Origin of the sequence: Marinomonas shanghaiensis (genome assembly GCF_003259175.1) — a bacterium.
GTDB lineage: Bacteria > Pseudomonadota > Gammaproteobacteria > Pseudomonadales > Marinomonadaceae > Marinomonas > Marinomonas shanghaiensis.
This window is the reverse complement of record NZ_QGOK01000003.1, coordinates 277,359-292,761: the sequence shown is the minus strand read 5'-3', so window position 1 is coordinate 292,761 and position 15,403 is coordinate 277,359. Positions and strand designations below refer to the sequence as shown.

13 protein-coding genes are annotated in these 15,403 nt (G+C 42.4%); 8 read left to right on the top strand and 5 right to left on the bottom strand.

The features are described from left to right. The first annotated feature begins 84 nt into the window (after positions 1-84). The 6 genes from ltnD to DKT73_RS01705 are packed head-to-tail and all read left to right on the top strand — an operon-like array spanning position 85 to position 6,160. Positions 85-987 (top strand): L-threonate dehydrogenase, encoded by a 903-nt coding sequence (gene ltnD, locus DKT73_RS01730; RefSeq protein WP_111636862.1) that lies wholly within the window; start codon positions 85-87, stop codon positions 985-987. A gap of 1 nt (position 988) precedes the next feature. Beyond that, positions 989-2,245, top strand: coding sequence for a 3-oxo-tetronate kinase (gene otnK / locus DKT73_RS01725; protein ID WP_111636861.1), 1,257 nt, complete (start codon positions 989-991; stop codon positions 2,243-2,245). Next, the gene (otnC, locus tag DKT73_RS01720) at positions 2,242-2,874 is read left to right on the top strand and encodes a 3-oxo-tetronate 4-phosphate decarboxylase (protein WP_111636860.1); all 633 of its coding nucleotides are present in this window, start codon (positions 2,242-2,244) and stop codon (positions 2,872-2,874) included. Before otnK ends, otnC begins: the two co-directional genes overlap by 4 nt. Beyond that, a complete protein-coding gene (otnI, locus tag DKT73_RS01715; RefSeq protein WP_111636859.1) occupies positions 2,874-3,650 on the top strand; it encodes a 2-oxo-tetronate isomerase in 777 nt (258 codons plus the stop codon). The genes otnC and otnI overlap by 1 nt, the downstream gene beginning before the upstream one ends. 40 nt (positions 3,651-3,690) lie before the next feature. Further along, on the top strand, positions 3,691-4,638 hold the full coding sequence (gene denD, locus DKT73_RS01710; protein ID WP_111636858.1) for a D-erythronate dehydrogenase: 948 nt from the start codon (positions 3,691-3,693) through the stop codon (positions 4,636-4,638). Positions 4,639-4,675: 37 nt separating this feature from the next. Next, complete coding sequence (locus DKT73_RS01705) at positions 4,676-6,160, top strand: GntP family permease (protein WP_111636857.1); 1,485 nt, start codon at positions 4,676-4,678, stop codon at positions 6,158-6,160. Between the two features lie 60 nt (positions 6,161-6,220). Here the strand turns inward: DKT73_RS01705 and DKT73_RS01700 are convergent, their stop codons facing one another. From DKT73_RS01700 to DKT73_RS01680, 5 genes are all read right to left on the bottom strand, one after another. After that, positions 6,221-6,778, bottom strand: a complete 558-nt coding sequence (locus DKT73_RS01700; protein WP_111636856.1) for a histidine phosphatase family protein — start codon at positions 6,776-6,778, stop codon at positions 6,221-6,223. Between the two features lie 361 nt (positions 6,779-7,139). Next, on the bottom strand, positions 7,140-8,198 hold the full coding sequence (locus DKT73_RS01695; RefSeq protein ID WP_111636855.1) for an SAVED domain-containing protein: 1,059 nt from the start codon (positions 8,196-8,198) through the stop codon (positions 7,140-7,142). Continuing rightward, the gene (locus DKT73_RS01690; RefSeq protein WP_111636854.1) at positions 8,198-10,420 is read right to left on the bottom strand and encodes a ThiF family adenylyltransferase; all 2,223 of its coding nucleotides are present in this window, start codon (positions 10,418-10,420) and stop codon (positions 8,198-8,200) included. The genes DKT73_RS01695 and DKT73_RS01690 overlap by 1 nt, the downstream gene beginning before the upstream one ends. Continuing rightward, positions 10,413-11,498 carry a cyclic GMP-AMP synthase DncV-like nucleotidyltransferase gene (locus tag DKT73_RS01685; RefSeq protein ID WP_111636853.1) on the bottom strand — a complete coding sequence of 362 codons (1,086 nt, stop codon included), beginning with the start codon at positions 11,496-11,498 and terminating at the stop codon, positions 10,413-10,415. The genes DKT73_RS01690 and DKT73_RS01685 overlap by 8 nt, the downstream gene beginning before the upstream one ends. Positions 11,499-11,813: 315 nt before the next feature. After that, a complete protein-coding gene (locus tag DKT73_RS01680; RefSeq protein WP_408631188.1) occupies positions 11,814-12,944 on the bottom strand; it encodes a BaiN/RdsA family NAD(P)/FAD-dependent oxidoreductase in 1,131 nt (376 codons plus the stop codon). Between the two features lie 396 nt (positions 12,945-13,340). Here DKT73_RS01680 and DKT73_RS01675 point away from each other — a divergent pair, with 396 nt between their 5' ends. Together DKT73_RS01675 and DKT73_RS01670 are read left to right on the top strand one after the other, a co-directional pair. After that, the gene (locus tag DKT73_RS01675) at positions 13,341-13,922 is read left to right on the top strand and encodes a hypothetical protein (RefSeq protein ID WP_111636851.1); all 582 of its coding nucleotides are present in this window, start codon (positions 13,341-13,343) and stop codon (positions 13,920-13,922) included. A 112-nt stretch (positions 13,923-14,034) separates the two neighbouring features. Beyond that, positions 14,035-15,333 (top strand): imelysin family protein, encoded by a 1,299-nt coding sequence (locus tag DKT73_RS01670; protein ID WP_111636850.1) that lies wholly within the window; start codon positions 14,035-14,037, stop codon positions 15,331-15,333. The last annotated feature ends 70 nt before the right edge of the window (positions 15,334-15,403 follow it).

Below are 15,403 nucleotides of genomic sequence, written 5' to 3'. Positions count from 1 at the left end.
GTGAAACAAAACGCTTTAATCGGTTTCAATGGTGAAAAAATCACAAATCCGAACATAAACTAACAATAATTCAGTAGGTATTGTATGACAAATAAAGCGAAATCCGTCGGCGTGATCGGACTAGGCTCTATGGGCATGGGTGCGGCTAAGTCTTGTATTAATGCAGGTTTAGATGTGTACGGTTTTGACTTAAACCCTAACGCTCTAGAAGAGCTAAACCTTGCCGGTGCAAAAGCGGTTTCCAGTAGCGCCTTAGATTTTGCCGAGCAATTAGACGCCATCTTAGTACTTGTCGTAAACGCAAAACAAGTTAACTCCGTATTGTTTGATAGCGGCTTAGCGGCTGCACTAAAACCACAAACTGCCGTCATGGTATCTGCAACTATTTCCGCTGAAGATGCCAAAGCTATTCACCAAAAACTCTCTCAACACCAATTATTGATGCTCGATGCGCCCGTGTCTGGTGGAGCTGCAAAAGCGGCAACAGGTGACATGACTGTCATGGCATCCGGATCAATAGAAGCCTTTGAAAAACTACAGCCCGTCCTAAATGCGACAGCGGCTAAAGTCTACAACATTGGTGAAGAAATCGGCCTTGGTGCAACCGTTAAAATCATTCACCAATTGTTGGCAGGGGTTCACATTGCTGCCGGTGCTGAAGCGATGGCCCTTGCCGCACGCGCCAACATTCCGCTTGATCTTATGTACGACGTTGTCACCAATGCTGCGGGCAACTCTTGGATGTTTGAAAACCGCATGAAACATGTTGTCGATGGTGACTATACCCCAAAATCTATGGTGGATATTTTTGTTAAAGACTTAAACCTTGTTGCTGATACCGCCAAAGAGCTGAAATTCCCCCTTCCTTTATCTAGCACCGCTTTAAATATGTTCCTTTCTGCTAGTAACGCAGGTTTCGGCCAAGAAGATGACAGCGCGGTGATTAAGATCTTTAGCGGCATTAATCTACCAGGCGTGGAGAAGTAATATGTTATTAGGCGTTATTGCAGACGATTTTACCGGTGCAACGGACATTGCTGGCTTTCTTGTCGAAAACGGCATGCGCACCATTCAAGTCAATGGTATTCCTTCTGTAGATACGGACATCAATGCAGACGCGGTCGTTGTGAGCCTAAAGTCGCGCTCATGCCCCGTCGAACAAGCGGTAGAACAATCCGTAGCGGCACTTAAGTGGCTACAGTCAAAAGGCTGCCAACAATTTTATTTTAAATATTGCTCTACTTTTGACAGTACCGCTAAAGGCAATATCGGACCTGTCACCGATGCTCTTCTGGATGCATTGGGCGAAGACTTTACGATTGTCTGCCCCGCCCTTCCCGTTAACGGACGCACGGTTTTTAACGGCCATCTTTTTGTGCTGGGTCAATTGCTCAGCGAGTCAGGTATGCGCAACCATCCGGTCACGCCTATGACGAATTCGAATCTTATGGATTTGATGGACGCGCAATCCAAAGGCAAAACGGGTTTGATTCATTATCAAAGTATTGAGCAAGGCGCAGATGCCATTATTGGTGGATTCGCGGAGTTAAAAGCACAAGGCAAACGTTACGCCGTTGTCGATGCTTTTAAAGCAGAACACCTTAACGAAATTGGCAAAGCCGCTCGCTCGCTCAAATTAGTCACGGGCGGTTCTGGTTTAGCAACTGGGATAGCAAAAAACTGGGGAGAACATTTACAAGACCAAACTCTGGCAAAACAGGCTGGTCACCCATCTAAAGCACCAACGGTCATACTGTCAGGCTCATGTTCTGTCATGACCAACAAACAAGTTGAACTTTATAAAGCCAAAGCGCCTTTTTTTGCCATTGATATTGAACGCTGTATGAGCAATGAAAGCTATGTCAACGAGGTATTTGATTGGGTTGCCAACCACGTTAACGAATCCTTGGCACCCATTATTTACGCTACCGCTGACGCTGAAAAGCTCAAACACATTCAACATCAATATGGCGCTGAGGCTTCAAGCCAAGCGATTGAAACACTTTTTAGTCTACTGGCCACCAAACTACATGCTTACGGTGTGCGCAATTTTATCGTTGCCGGTGGCGAAACCTCTGGTGTCGTAACGCAAAGTCTAAAAGTCGACAGCTTTCACATCGGCCCTCAGATAGCCCCTGGCGTGCCTTGGGTAAAAGCCATTAATCAAGACGTTTCTCTTGCGCTTAAATCAGGCAATTTTGGCGATGAGAACTTTTTCACCACAGCTCAGGGGTATTTTTCATGAATGAAGCTGAATTGAGACAACAAATGGTCGATTTAGCTCGCTCCATGTTCAACCGTGGTTATGCCACTGGTGGTGCGGGCAACTTATCACTCAGACTCCCTAGCGGACACTTTCTCGCAACACCGACAGGATCCTCTTTTGGTCGTTTAGTGGCGGAAGAGTTGTCTGTCGTTGACAAAGAAGGTAACCACCTCTCTGGTAAACGCCCTTCTAAAGAAGTGGCTTTTCATTTAGCTATTTATGATAAAGACCCAAACTGCAACGCGATCGTGCATTTGCATTCCACCTATCTGACTGCGCTTTCTTGCTTGGAAAATCTAGACCCAAAAAATGCAATCAAAGCCTTTACGCCTTACTACGTGATGCGAGTCGGAGAACTGCCTGTTGTCCCATATTATCGCCCCGGCTCACCCAATATTGCCGAAGATCTTGGCAAATTAGCGGGTAAATATCGCGCCTTTTTACTGGCAAACCATGGGCCGATCATTACCGGCAGTGATTTTTTAGACGCTGTTGATAACGCAGAAGAGCTAGAAGAAACCGCGAAGTTGTTTTTTTTATTAGCAAACAAACCCACGCGCTACTTAACCGATGATGAAGTAACCGATCTAAAAGGGAGAGGCAAATAATGGCTAAATTTGCAGCAAATCTAACCATGCTGTTCACTGACGTTCCCTTTTTGGAACGCTTTGAGCGCGCACATAATGCGGGCTTTAAAGCCGTTGAATATCTGTTTCCTTATGCTTTTGACGCTGATGTCTTAGCGTCTAAATTGCAGCAATACGGATTTGAACAGGCTTTGTTTAACATGCCTCCTGGCAACTGGGATGCAGGCGAACGAGGCTTTGCGGCTATTCCAGGTCGTGAAAAAGAATTCCAGCAAAGTGTAGAAACCGCTTTAGCCTACGCACAGGCACTTAACTGTAAAAAAGTGCATGCTATGTCTGGCATTGTTGATCCTAACTTCAGCCGTAAAGAACACATCAACACATTCATCAATAACATTCGCTTTGCCGCAGACGAATTTGCTAAACACGGTATCGAGCTGATGATTGAGCCCTTGAACAATCGTGATGTTCCTAACTATTTCATTGCTCATCAACGAGAAGCCGCCGAGCTAATCCGACAAGTAGATCGACCGAACGTCAAACTTCAATTAGACATTTATCACGCCCAAATTATGGATGGGGATCTTACTCGTCTCATCCAAGATCTGGCCGATGTCACCGGTCATATTCAAATCGCTTCCGTTCCAAAAAGACATGAACCATCTGAAGGCGAAATAAACTACCCGCATTTATTTAACATATTAGATGAATCTGGTTATACGGGTTGGATTGGCTGTGAATACAATCCGAAAAACAGTACAGAAAGTGGCTTAGCTTGGGTTAAACCTTATTTATAAAAAACACTTTAAATTAAAATAAAAATATAAGGATAAATACATGAATATCGTCATTACTGGCGGAGCCGGATTTTTAGGCACCGAGCTATTAAAAGCATTATTAGTCAATTCCCCCACAATAAATAGCATTAAGATTGTCGATAAAGTGTTATTGAACGACACCTTACTGACTGATACTAAAATACAATCCATTATCGCAGATATCACTGTCGAAGAAGACGTTTCTAAGATTATTGATAAAGATACAACGCATGTTTTTCATCTTGCCGCCATTGTTTCAAGCCACGCAGAAGAAGATTTTGAACTTGGCATGCAGGTCAATTTAAAAGCCACTCAACTTCTGCTCGATCGTTGTCGTGAAGTCAATACGAGTATCCGCTTTGTTTTTTCCAGTTCTTTAGCGGTGTTTGGTGGAAAGCTTCCAGAAAAAATTGATTACATGACCGCCATGCAACCTAGCTCATCTTATGGCACTCAAAAAGCCATCTGTGAGTTATTGGTGAATGATTACGCTCGCAAAGGCTTTGTTGATGCCGTATCCGTTCGCCTACCGACTATCTGCATCCGTCCTGGCGCACCAAATAAAGCGGCCTCCTCTTTTGTAAGCGGCATTATTCGCGAACCGCTAAAACATGAGAAAAGCAATTGCCCAGTGGATATTCATTTACCACTTTGGGTATCTAGCCCAAACACGGTTATTAAAAACATGATTCATGCGAGTCAAATCGATACCCGCCTTTTAGAAGGGTTTAAAACCATTAACCTACCAGGTTTACAAACTTCTCCAAAAGAAATGATTGCCTGCCTTGCTGGCGCCTATGATGACTCTTATCTTGATTTAATTTCTTATGAAAGAGATGAAAAGATTGAAAAAATCGTTTCAAGTTGGCCCAAATCGATTAATAACGAAAAAGAGTTATCAATAGGGTTTATTAAAGACCAAAGCTTTCATTCGATATTCACTGAATTTGTAGAATCTATTAAATAAAAAACCAAGCTCTAATAACAATAAAGGAAGTAAAACTATGCTACCCATATCTGTGATCGGCTTAATAATAGCTGTCTTTGTTTTAATATTTTTAGTACTAAGAACCAGAGTTCATGTGTTGATCGCCATGTTAATTGCGGCCTGTATTGCCGGCTTAATCGGCGGGTTGAGTGTTGATGAAACCATGTCCGCTATTAGTAAAGGCTTTGGTGGGACATTGGGTGGCATCGGTATTGTCATCGGCTTAGGGGTCATGATGGGAGCGATTCTAGAGACCTCTGGTGCTGGCGAATCTATTGCTTACCATTTCATAAAATGGCTAGGAAAGAAAAAAGAAGAAACAGCATTGGCCATTACAGGATACATTGTCAGTATTCCGGTTTTTGTAGACAGTGCGCTTATTATTTTATATCCCATCGCTAAGTCTTTGGCGAAAAAATCTGATCGCTCTATCTTAACCTTAACCGTCGCCCTAGCTGGCGGATTGGTAGTCGCCCATCACTGCATTCCACCCACTCCTGGACCTTTGGGTGTTGCCAGTATTTTTAATGTAGATCTAGCGTCTATGCTCGGTTTTGGACTGTTAGTGGCGATCCCTTGCGTATACGGCATTGTTTTGTACGCACGCTGGTTAGAAAAACATTTCCCTGAATTTGCCGTTTCTCCGACATTGGCGGCCGATGCTGACCTTAAAAAGATTCATGATGATTACATGGCATCAAAAGAGTCAAAGGAGCTGCCTTCGCTGATCAAATCGATCATGCCGATTGTCGTACCGATTGTGTTAATTTTGATTAAGTCTCTGATGAGCTTGGCAGAGAAGCAATTTGCAATGGAAGGCCTATCAACGAGCACTGTTGGCGCCCTATTTAATTTCCTGGGTAACCCAATTATTGCCCTTTCTATCAGTACACTACTGGCCGTCTATACGCTGACGCCTTATTTAGACAAAGAAACAACCACCAAAAAATTAGAAGATGGCATATCGACTTGCGGCATCATTCTTCTAGTAACAGGAGCGGGTGGCGCATTGGGCAGCGTATTGCGTGAATCTGGTGCGGGTGCTGAAATTGCGAATCAGATCGTCGCACTTTCAATTTCGCCTATCATGATTCCATTCATTATTGCGACCTTGGTTAGGATTATCCAAGGAAGTGGTACGGTTTCAATGATCACGGCCGCTTCAATTTCTGCTCCAGTGCTCGCTGAAATGCAAGGCGTTAACATGCTGTTTGCTGCGTCTGCCGCCACCATGGGCAGTTTGTTCGCCGGTTACTTTAACGACAGCCTTTTCCACATTGTTAACCGTTTAATGGGCGTGACTGAGGTGAAAAAACAATTGGTCATCTGGACTATTCCAACGACGATTGCATGGGCAATTGGTGGATCGCTGATCATGATTTTGAACCTAATATTCGGCAGCCTAGGCAGTATCTACGATCCCGTCCTACCTTTAGTTGTGTTAGCAGCCTGTGTCTTATTTGTAAAAAGCCAAAGTAAGCCAGAAGCTAAAATCGCTTAAATAGGTCTTAATCAATAACTAGGGTCGACCGTAGTGTGTCGACCCTTTTTTTGTCCATTATTATTTTGAATCCAACTGAATGCGCGCCAGTATCTTGGCTGGCTGACTCAAGGGAAGGGATAAGATAGCGGCCTCGGCAGAGTTGGGATACACCTGCGTCAGTGCTGTAAAATTGACTTGATGTGTCACTAATATGGTTGGCTGGCTGACGCTTTGCTGAGAGAACCTTTGCAGCAGGGCTTGTGTTTGTCCTACGCGGTCTCCCTGACCGGCAAAAAACGAATTTAATATCGGCAAAGGCGTTACATCATCTTGAGCCAACAAATTCGCGGTTTCCAAACAACGACACCATTGACTACTGTAAACCGCAATGGAACCAGAATACTGCTCGCGTATATGTTCACCCCAAGCTAACGACTGTGAGCGCCCAGCGTCATTTAGGTTACGCTGTGTGTTACAGTCTTCTAGTACAAAGCCTTCGGGATCCCCTACGCCAGGAGCCAAAGCATGGCGCATAATCAGCACCGCCTTACCCTCTCGCCACGCCTGCCAAGCCGCAGCGTCCGCCCAACTGACGACAGGCCAAACACATAAAATCAACCACAAAAACGTTTTCATCAGCATCCTCCTCACAGTCTTTCTTAACTGTACGCAATGGCATAACAATAAGTTCAATAAATTAAGTTATATCGATAAACCATCATGGATCGATGGAATTGTACTGTTAACTTTTGAAAAAGCCTTTTTTGAGTAAAAAGCATACTAAACACCATAAAATATTATCAACCCCTTAACTTTTTAGCTCTGAAACGCACTAAAATAAGGCATTATTAACACCTGTAGTAACTCCCCCTTAAGTACCTTAATGAAGATTGGTGATTAGTGTCTAGGAAGTAGTGGTAATATCAGTACTAGAAAAAACTCGAGGCAGGTGAAAAGTAGGCTAAATTTACATCTGCCCAAAAAACTGAAAAATTGGCTAAGAAGCAGCATACTTTGCGCCTGATTTTGAAAGCTCCAAGCTCCAGGTGTACGAGTTAGCCTCAGGAGAGAAATTATGGATAACCCAGTTTTTGTGAATACCTTCTTGGTACCTCCTACCAATATCGATAGCTAATGTTGACTGCACTGATAAAAACAGATGAATTTTCTTACACCCTATCTTTCCTGAAAGCTCATCAATTACCTTACAAATTTCAGCTGAAATTCTATTAAGATTTTCTTGGTTCTTAACCATATTTCTTTCAGCGTTTTGATTTGAGGACATTATTAAAGTATTTGCCCTTAATTCTTCTGGCAACTGATCTTGGATTATCGGAGTAGTAAAACCTATAGCCAGCCCCACATCCCCAGATTGACTTGGACTGATATCCTCTATTTGATGCAAAGACAAACTAATTCTCATGTCCTCGTCATCCAACAACTTCCAAGATCCATCTCGATGAAACTTGTCGAAATAAACAACAGAACACCTCAGATTTTTCAGCATATACCCATATGCAACTAAAAGTGGAACCCTAGCCAAACCACCAAAGTACAATCGTTTACAGTCATCATGAACAATGAAACGGTTTAGTATGTCCACCAATAGCTCAGAGTTGTAAAATTGAACCTGCCGTTTAATATTTTCATCATTCCCTGCAATAGCTTGCCCCAAAATAGCAGCCTCACGACAAAACTCTTTCTCAGCACGATCGAGAATTACATCCGGAAACTCTCTCGACATTCCAGGCATAGAAGAAATTAGAATTCTAGAAGTATGTCGAACCTTAGACTTCAAGTCTGAATGAATTATATAAGCCCCAACAACCATCAAAAATATAGAAAACCAAAGTGGCTGAGATGTATCTACAAGGCTAGCACTAATAGAGTCAACGGGGGATTCAGATCTAAAGCTAACCGTTACATCAATTGCAGAATAGATTATTGATAACGAAAAAGGCCATAAACAAAGCTTTGCCCCAATAGAAATTTTAGGGTACGGAGACTTCTTGAGTCGCCAAGCCGTAACCCAAAGCCATTTAAACCTCTCCCACATTAGCAGTCTTCCCCTAGAACAGCGAACTCAATAGGTTCTCTATCAATGATTCCAAAAACCTTTACTTCATCTTTTCCAACGATAATAAAAAACAATTGCCTATCTTGATTTTCAGACTCATGCGCTAGCCAGTCTTTTAAATCCAAATTGGATGGCGATGGAACGGCTTGAGGATGTGTATGCCAAGTCCCTATATATCCCAATAAACCATCAGAGCAAGAAAAACATTCATCAATAATTTTTTGGTGGGAAGTAGGATCAAGCTTAAAATATGCCCGATCCCGAATATCCGATTCTTGTGGATAGGTAATTTCATACAGAGTGTAAATACTGTCATTTCCATAGCCAACCAACAGTCCTGCCGATTCAACATCATCAGAACCATCCTGCCGATATGATGTTAATTCCTCAACTACTGAAGCAGGAATTCGAAGCTTAAGATCATGGTTTCCATATACAACATACCTTTGATCCGAACAGACATCACACATTGGGTGACATAGTGATTGAATCTTCAGGTTTTTATCAAATGAGGAGTAACGACGGCTCAGTTTCAAGCCTTGATCTATCGCATCATCGTCATATCCTTTCCAACTCACCTTCGCTGATTCAGTTTGCTTTCCTCTCAAGTACTTTAGGGCAAGATCTGTAGCAACCAATGCCGTCTGACTTGAACTAAGGTGCCCATATGGAATAAACATCTCTCCACAACCTGCAAAGTTTTTAACTACGTCTTGATCAGATACGAGAAAATTCAGATTAGATGCTAATCCCCTACGACCGCTCTCTGGGTCAACATAAGCACACTTCAGACAACCTTTACTTCCCGGAACATCAAGCACTGCATGACCACCAATACCATACCCCTCCAGCCACGTATAAATAACAGAGGTATTAATATTATTTTGAACGACATAATCTTGAAAAATTCGTTCTTGTGTAGGGGAACCGATTGCTGCGATAACAAGATCAAACTCTCTCAAAATATCTTGATCTCTAAGGTCCAGAAGAGACTGTCCATAACCTCTAGCCTCAAGCCATGGGTACTTGGACATTAGCTGATAAGAAACGGCTAAGGACTTATGCTCAAACAGCCACCGAGAATCCAAGAAATGCCTATATATGTTAGATGGGGAATAGTAATCAGGGTCAACTATAGATAACAAGCCAACCCCAGCAGCACCCAGTTTATCTGCGACTTCACTGCCAACGGAGCCACAACCAACAAGTAAAACTTTCTTTCTCGAAAGTGTATTATCTGCTCCTCCTCGAAATAAAAGCTCTTCTTTATTCAACATTGTTAGAAAAATCGGCTCAACACTCCAGTTAGCCAGCTTTTCAAAGTTATCAGGAAATGATTTTTTGGAATTACAACAAAACCGAATCCCAAAATAAGAAACACCTGAAGGTGTTTCAATACCAAATACGCCCCAGAATTGCTTAGAACGACGAGACTTTAGGATACTTTCGATCTCTGATCGTGCATCACTATCAAGCAGTTCGAAAACCTCACAAATCCAATGCTTTAATTCAATTTCATTGCTTGGAAAACCTAAACTAATTTGCTTAACTGACATATAAAATGCAGAAATATATTCAGGAGCTTTAGAACGGACCGGCAAAGATAAATAATTTGAAATATTCGAATTTAAGTATTGCCTCGATACCGCCACATATGACAGCCCCAGAGGATTGACATTAGCACCAGCCAGTGGTCGAAAGATTTCCAAAATGTCGAAATCCTTCAAATCACAAGCACATATTAAGGATTCGACTTTTGTTGACTGCTCACTGAGCCATGTATTTTGCCAGTTCGTTGAAAACTCTCTCAAAAGCTCGCTTTCGTTGAATTCAGAGTCTGTCAAAAGCTTCGTTAAAAGATCCTGATGTCGTCGGATTGATTCCTCAAAAGCCAACTCAGGGCACTCGTAGTTAATGGAAACCGAATCCAAATTATTGACACATATGGATCCTAAGCCTTTCAAATCAGGATCTCTAGAGAGTAACACGTGGGCTAGTCGCCCAGATTTTTCATAATTCTCCAAAAAGAAATGTGGCAGAGATGTAATCTCTGCCACACAGCGATGCAAAAGGCTGACTACAATCCCGTTGATTTCGAAAGATACACGAAGGAAATCAAGCCCCTTAAACTCACATGGCTCAACATCATATTCGGAGTCCAGAAAGTACTCATAAATTTTTGAATAATCGAACTTATGCACCTTGAGAAGTCCCTGAAGCGCCAGCTGTAGGGAAATATGCGGCGGCTACACCTGCTACAGACCCAGTTCCTTTGTTGCCAGAAGAGTTAGGGATTTTAAAGTCATCACCGAAGACCTTATTCAGAATTTCGCATTGTTTGATCTCATCTGTTTCATTGTTAGCTTCTTCAAGCTTCCTCAACAGATTTGTAAGTTTGTTTCTAAACAATGTACCGATGTTGGTATCACTACCCGACCATGACTGATTTCCTACTTTATGCTGAAAGACATTTCTGTACGGTGATTTAGGCAAGTTTACTGATACCCTATATAATGGCTGATCAATTGAACCTGCTAATTGTATATATCCCGCATTCAGCATTTTACGTACAACCTTTTCAAGCACTACTAAGTCATCTTCAACATCTGAGAAGTAATCAGGCTGATACTGTTCTTTAATCATGATTGTCAAACCGATTGAGAAAAGCTTTTTCCGAGATTGTTCGTTGAAATTGACATCCCTCCAGCGTTTCATGTATCGAACCAGTCGCTTGTACTGCTTTCTCTTATTGAGAGCACTTTGGCCATAGTTAGAGGTATCATTGATCCAATCCATCAAACCTTTAGGATCTGTTGGTGACCACTCCTTATTTTCAACTGACGAGCCAAGTTTGCCTACTGCTAATTTATAATTTCCACTGGAGTCTCGAGTGTAAATTGTATAGTCAATGTGAAGATTGATACTCAAGTAGTCCGCTGTAACACATGGCTTCTTAACTTTTGGATTTTTAAAACTCCTCTTCGTCAGAACCTCAAGCGCAACGCCTTTCAACTTGACAGGATCCTCAGGCGCGGAGCCTTCATCAATGACCAATGCACGATCAATGTCATAGTCTCCGTCGAGATTATTAATTGCAGTGTTAACTGAAAATGACCCCTGTAAGAAGGTATCAACTACTGGATAACCTTCCTCTTTAAAGCGCGTTTTCAAATCATTAAGAATACTATCGTCTTTCTCTTTTGCATTCTTATAACCTGGTGACTGTCCAGTTAAGTAAATAGCTTTATCAAAATTATTGAAGTGGGTCTGAATTGCCATGTTGTAGGCTCCGAAAACAAGGTATCCTTATAGGTTGTGATGAAATGATCGAATTCAAGATCTAGCTTGAAACTATCTGACAGATCAACGTGAACGTCACTGAATGGACCAGCCTTTACTAGTCAGCTTTTAATCATCAAACCTTTTGTCATCACAAATCACACAACAAAAGTACACAGAGGAAAATTAACTCTCCAATTCCATTTTTAACGAGATTTTGCGAAGACAACACTGAAAGCCTCAGCGCATCAAGCATTGAGGCGATTAAAGGAAAATTCAGTCTGAAAAGTTAACAGTTTAATTCCAACGATCCATTCACACATACTGCCCAGCGCAGTAACCACTCGCCCATGCCCATTGGAAATTATAGCCGCCAAGCCAGCCAGTCACGTCTAGGACTTCACCTATAAAGTAGAGCCCTTTTTGTTTTTGTGATTCGAATGTTTTAGAAGACACTTCATTGGTATTAACACCGCCAAGGGTCACTTCCGCAGTGCGATAGCCTTCGGTGCCATTGGGTGCGATATCAAAGTTCGCAAGATAGTTGAATAAACTGTCGATCTGTTCATTAGAGGTCTGTGCGCTGCGCTCGGTTAACCACGGAAATTCGGCTTTTATCAGCTCTACCAATCTTTTTGGTAACACATTAGACAAGAAGCCTTCGTAGCTTTTCTTTGGCGTCCTTTGACGAACATCAAGTAAGTCGTCTAACGACAAGGTCGGAGCGATATTAATACTAAGGGCTTCGCCTGGTTGCCAGAAGTTGGTAATTTGCAAAATAGATGGCCCGCTCACACCACGATGGGTAAAGAGCATTGGCTCTTGAAAAGTGACACCATTGGCCGTTGCGGATATTTCACAGGCAATACCGGATAACTCAGACAGTTGTGCTTTACGATCTGGTTGTACCGTAATGGGAACCAAGCTCGCACGTGTGGGCAAAATATCATGTCCAACTTGTTTCGCTATGTCATAACCAAAACCGCTCGCGCCCATGGTTGGAATCGACAAACCACCCGTTGCGATAACAAGAGATTCGCAAGCAAACTCACCTTGGTTGGTTTTAACAAGGGTATGCCCATCTTGAAAATCAATGTGATGAATTTTCGTGTTTAATTTTAGCTCTGCACCAGACCATTCAAGCTCTGTCAGTAGGATATCAAGCAGATCTTTCGCAGAATGCTCACAGAATAATTGCCCCGGTGTTTTTTCTACATAATCCAGACCATGACGATCCACTAGGTCGACAAAGTCTTGCGGTGAAAAACGACGCAGCGCAGAAATACAAAAGTGCGGATTGTCAGATAAAAAATGTTTAGGCGCTGCATCCATGTTAGTAAAGTTACAACGGCCTCCACCCGACATAAGAATTTTTTTGCCAGCTTTGTTTGCGTGATCCAACACCACCACTTTTTTACCTCGGTAGCCCGCTGTTGCCGCACACATTAAACCAGACGCTCCGGCACCAATTACGATCACATCCACTTTATCCACAACCTACCTCATCTCTTATTAGTGGCTGCATTATAGTGTCTACGTCATTTATTGCCATCTAATCAGGCAAATAGACTTTCCAATCAGAACACAGAACGGAAGGTCAAAATCTTGTCCACAGAAACCGTTAAGAAGGCTGTGGGAATCATGAATATTCCCTTTAAATTCAATCAACTAAATAAAATCAAACATTATTTTTAATAATTTAAAAAAGCGACAAACAGCACAATCACGATAATTTTTTTGAGAAATGCAAACTATTTTTGAAAAAACAACTTGTAAAAACGTACTGTTCGGATATACAGTACTGTATAAATAAACAGTAAAGACAGTTTAAAGGATGTGTATATGATCAAGCTACCAAGCCCTACTCATACTATTCATAAAATCGCTCTACTCGGTGTTGTTGCACTGGCCTTGTATGCACCAGTGAAAGACCTTCTGAAATTCACAGAATCTGTCTTAGCAAAGGAAAGCATTCAAATTGTGGATGCATCGTTTGGCACTAATATGCCTTGGCAAGAAGACGATATGGCATTTGTAAAAGTCAGCCAAAATGCACAAACGAGTTTGTCTAGAGCACAGATTATCTACACAAAATTACGCTTTACTAATCCAACACCTACCCCACAAACTTATCGTAAGATTTGGCTGAATTTCTCTCATGAAAACGGCGATCAAGAATATACGACGGATTACACTCTTTATAATACCGAAACACGCCAGAGACTCATTGGACAGTCTGTACAATTAGGTCCAAACAGTAACATCGAAGTCATCGCTGCCTATCGTTTTATCCCTAGTTATAAAAATAAATCCCCCGTCAGTATGAGTGTATCGTGGGAAGGACAAAGTTTATTACGAAATAAGGCTTGCGAATACGATCTTGCGAGCTCTGCCGGTAACACATTTCAATACCAATGCCACTGAGGACAGTGCCACAAGACGCATTCGAAGTTTGTAAAAAATGCGCAAGCGCAATGTTGATAATCGTTTTCATTTCTAATACTATGTTGGCACATAAAATATTGGAGCCTCTAAGATGAAACGATTGTTAACCCCTATCGCAATTTGTGTGACTGGTGCGATGCTTACGGCCTGCAGTCCTGCCGCTCTAAAAAATGAATCCACAGCCGTCTCCGCTGACTCCGTTGTGGTTCATTATGCAGACATTGCGGAAGCGGTTTACACCGATTCACTAACAACGGCGCAAACACTCCGTGCTTCTATTGATACCTTATTAGCCAATCCAACAGAGGCTAATTTACAAGCCGCACGCACGGCATGGATCGCGGCTCGTGTGCCTTATCAGCAAAGTGAAGTTTACCGTTTTGGTAATCCGATTGTGGATGAGTGGGAAGGTAAAGTTAATGCTTGGCCTTTAGACGAAGGCTTGATTGATTACGTGGCGGCAGACAGCTACGGTACAGAATCCGATTTAAATCCGCTTTATACAGCCAATGTGATTGCGTCCACCAGCTTGATGATCGGTGGAGTAAAAGTCGATACTACCCAGATTACCCCTGAGCTAATTGCCGATCATTTACAGGAAGCGGATGGTGTTGAAGCCAACGTTGCCAGTGGTTACCACGCCATTGAGTTTTTACTGTGGGGTCAAGACCTAAACGGCACTAATCCAGGCGCAGGTGAACGTCCCGCCACAGATTTTGACCTAAATAACTGCACAAACGGCCACTGTGATCGTCGTCGCGCTTATTTAGTGGCTGCGACTGATTTGCTGATTTCAGACTTAGAGGAAATGGCAAATAACTGGAAGCAAGGTGGAGCGGCTCGTGTTGCGTTACTAGAGCAAACACCAGAACAAGGTCTTGCGACTATTCTTACTGGTATGGGAAGCCTTGCATACGGCGAGTTGGGTGGGGAAAGAACCAAATTGGGTCTTATGCTACATGATCCAGAAGAAGAGCATGATTGTTTTTCTGATAACACCCATTGGTCACATTACTATGACGCGAAAGGCATTAAAAATGCATATTTAGGTGAATACAAACGTGTTGATGGTAGCTGGGTAAAAGGAGCCTCTCTCTCCAATCTTGTAGCAAAACAAAATCCTCAGCTCGATACAGAAATGAAACAGAAGTTGGCTGAAACAGAAGCCGCAGCACAAGCTATGGTTGACGCCGCAGCTAAAGGTCAAACTTTTGATGTATTAATTGCCATGAACAACATCAAAGGCAATCAGCTGGTACAAAATTTTGTTGATTCGCTCGTTAACGAAACACGCACGACCGAAGACGTTATTCATGCACTAAAACTTGAAGGCATAGCACTAGAAGGGTCAGACAGTTTGGATAATCCAAGTGCAGTTTTTGATAATTAAGTGTGTCATAAGGACTGATCTGTAGTTAAAGCATGGATGAATGAGGCGTGTCATGTGAGACTTTTGCTTT

Coding starts and splice junctions, on each gene's coding strand:
- DKT73_RS01705 (WP_111636857.1), top strand. CDS start 4,676: ATGCTACCCATATCTGTGATCGGCTTAATAATAGCTGTCTTTGTTTTA.
- otnI (WP_111636859.1), top strand. CDS start 2,874: ATGGCTAAATTTGCAGCAAATCTAACCATGCTGTTCACTGACGTTCCC.
- otnC (WP_111636860.1), top strand. CDS start 2,242: ATGAATGAAGCTGAATTGAGACAACAAATGGTCGATTTAGCTCGCTCC.
- otnK (WP_111636861.1), top strand. CDS start 989: ATGTTATTAGGCGTTATTGCAGACGATTTTACCGGTGCAACGGACATT.
- DKT73_RS01670 (WP_111636850.1), top strand. CDS start 14,035: ATGAAACGATTGTTAACCCCTATCGCAATTTGTGTGACTGGTGCGATG.
- DKT73_RS01685 (WP_111636853.1), bottom strand. CDS start 11,498: ATGGCAATTCAGACCCACTTCAATAATTTTGATAAAGCTATTTACTTA.
- DKT73_RS01675 (WP_111636851.1), top strand. CDS start 13,341: ATGATCAAGCTACCAAGCCCTACTCATACTATTCATAAAATCGCTCTA.
- DKT73_RS01695 (WP_111636855.1), bottom strand. CDS start 8,198: ATGTGGGAGAGGTTTAAATGGCTTTGGGTTACGGCTTGGCGACTCAAG.
- DKT73_RS01680 (WP_408631188.1), bottom strand. CDS start 12,944: ATGTGTGCGGCAACAGCGGGCTACCGAGGTAAAAAAGTGGTGGTGTTG.
- DKT73_RS01700 (WP_111636856.1), bottom strand. CDS start 6,778: ATGAAAACGTTTTTGTGGTTGATTTTATGTGTTTGGCCTGTCGTCAGT.
- ltnD (WP_111636862.1), top strand. CDS start 85: ATGACAAATAAAGCGAAATCCGTCGGCGTGATCGGACTAGGCTCTATG.
- denD (WP_111636858.1), top strand. CDS start 3,691: ATGAATATCGTCATTACTGGCGGAGCCGGATTTTTAGGCACCGAGCTA.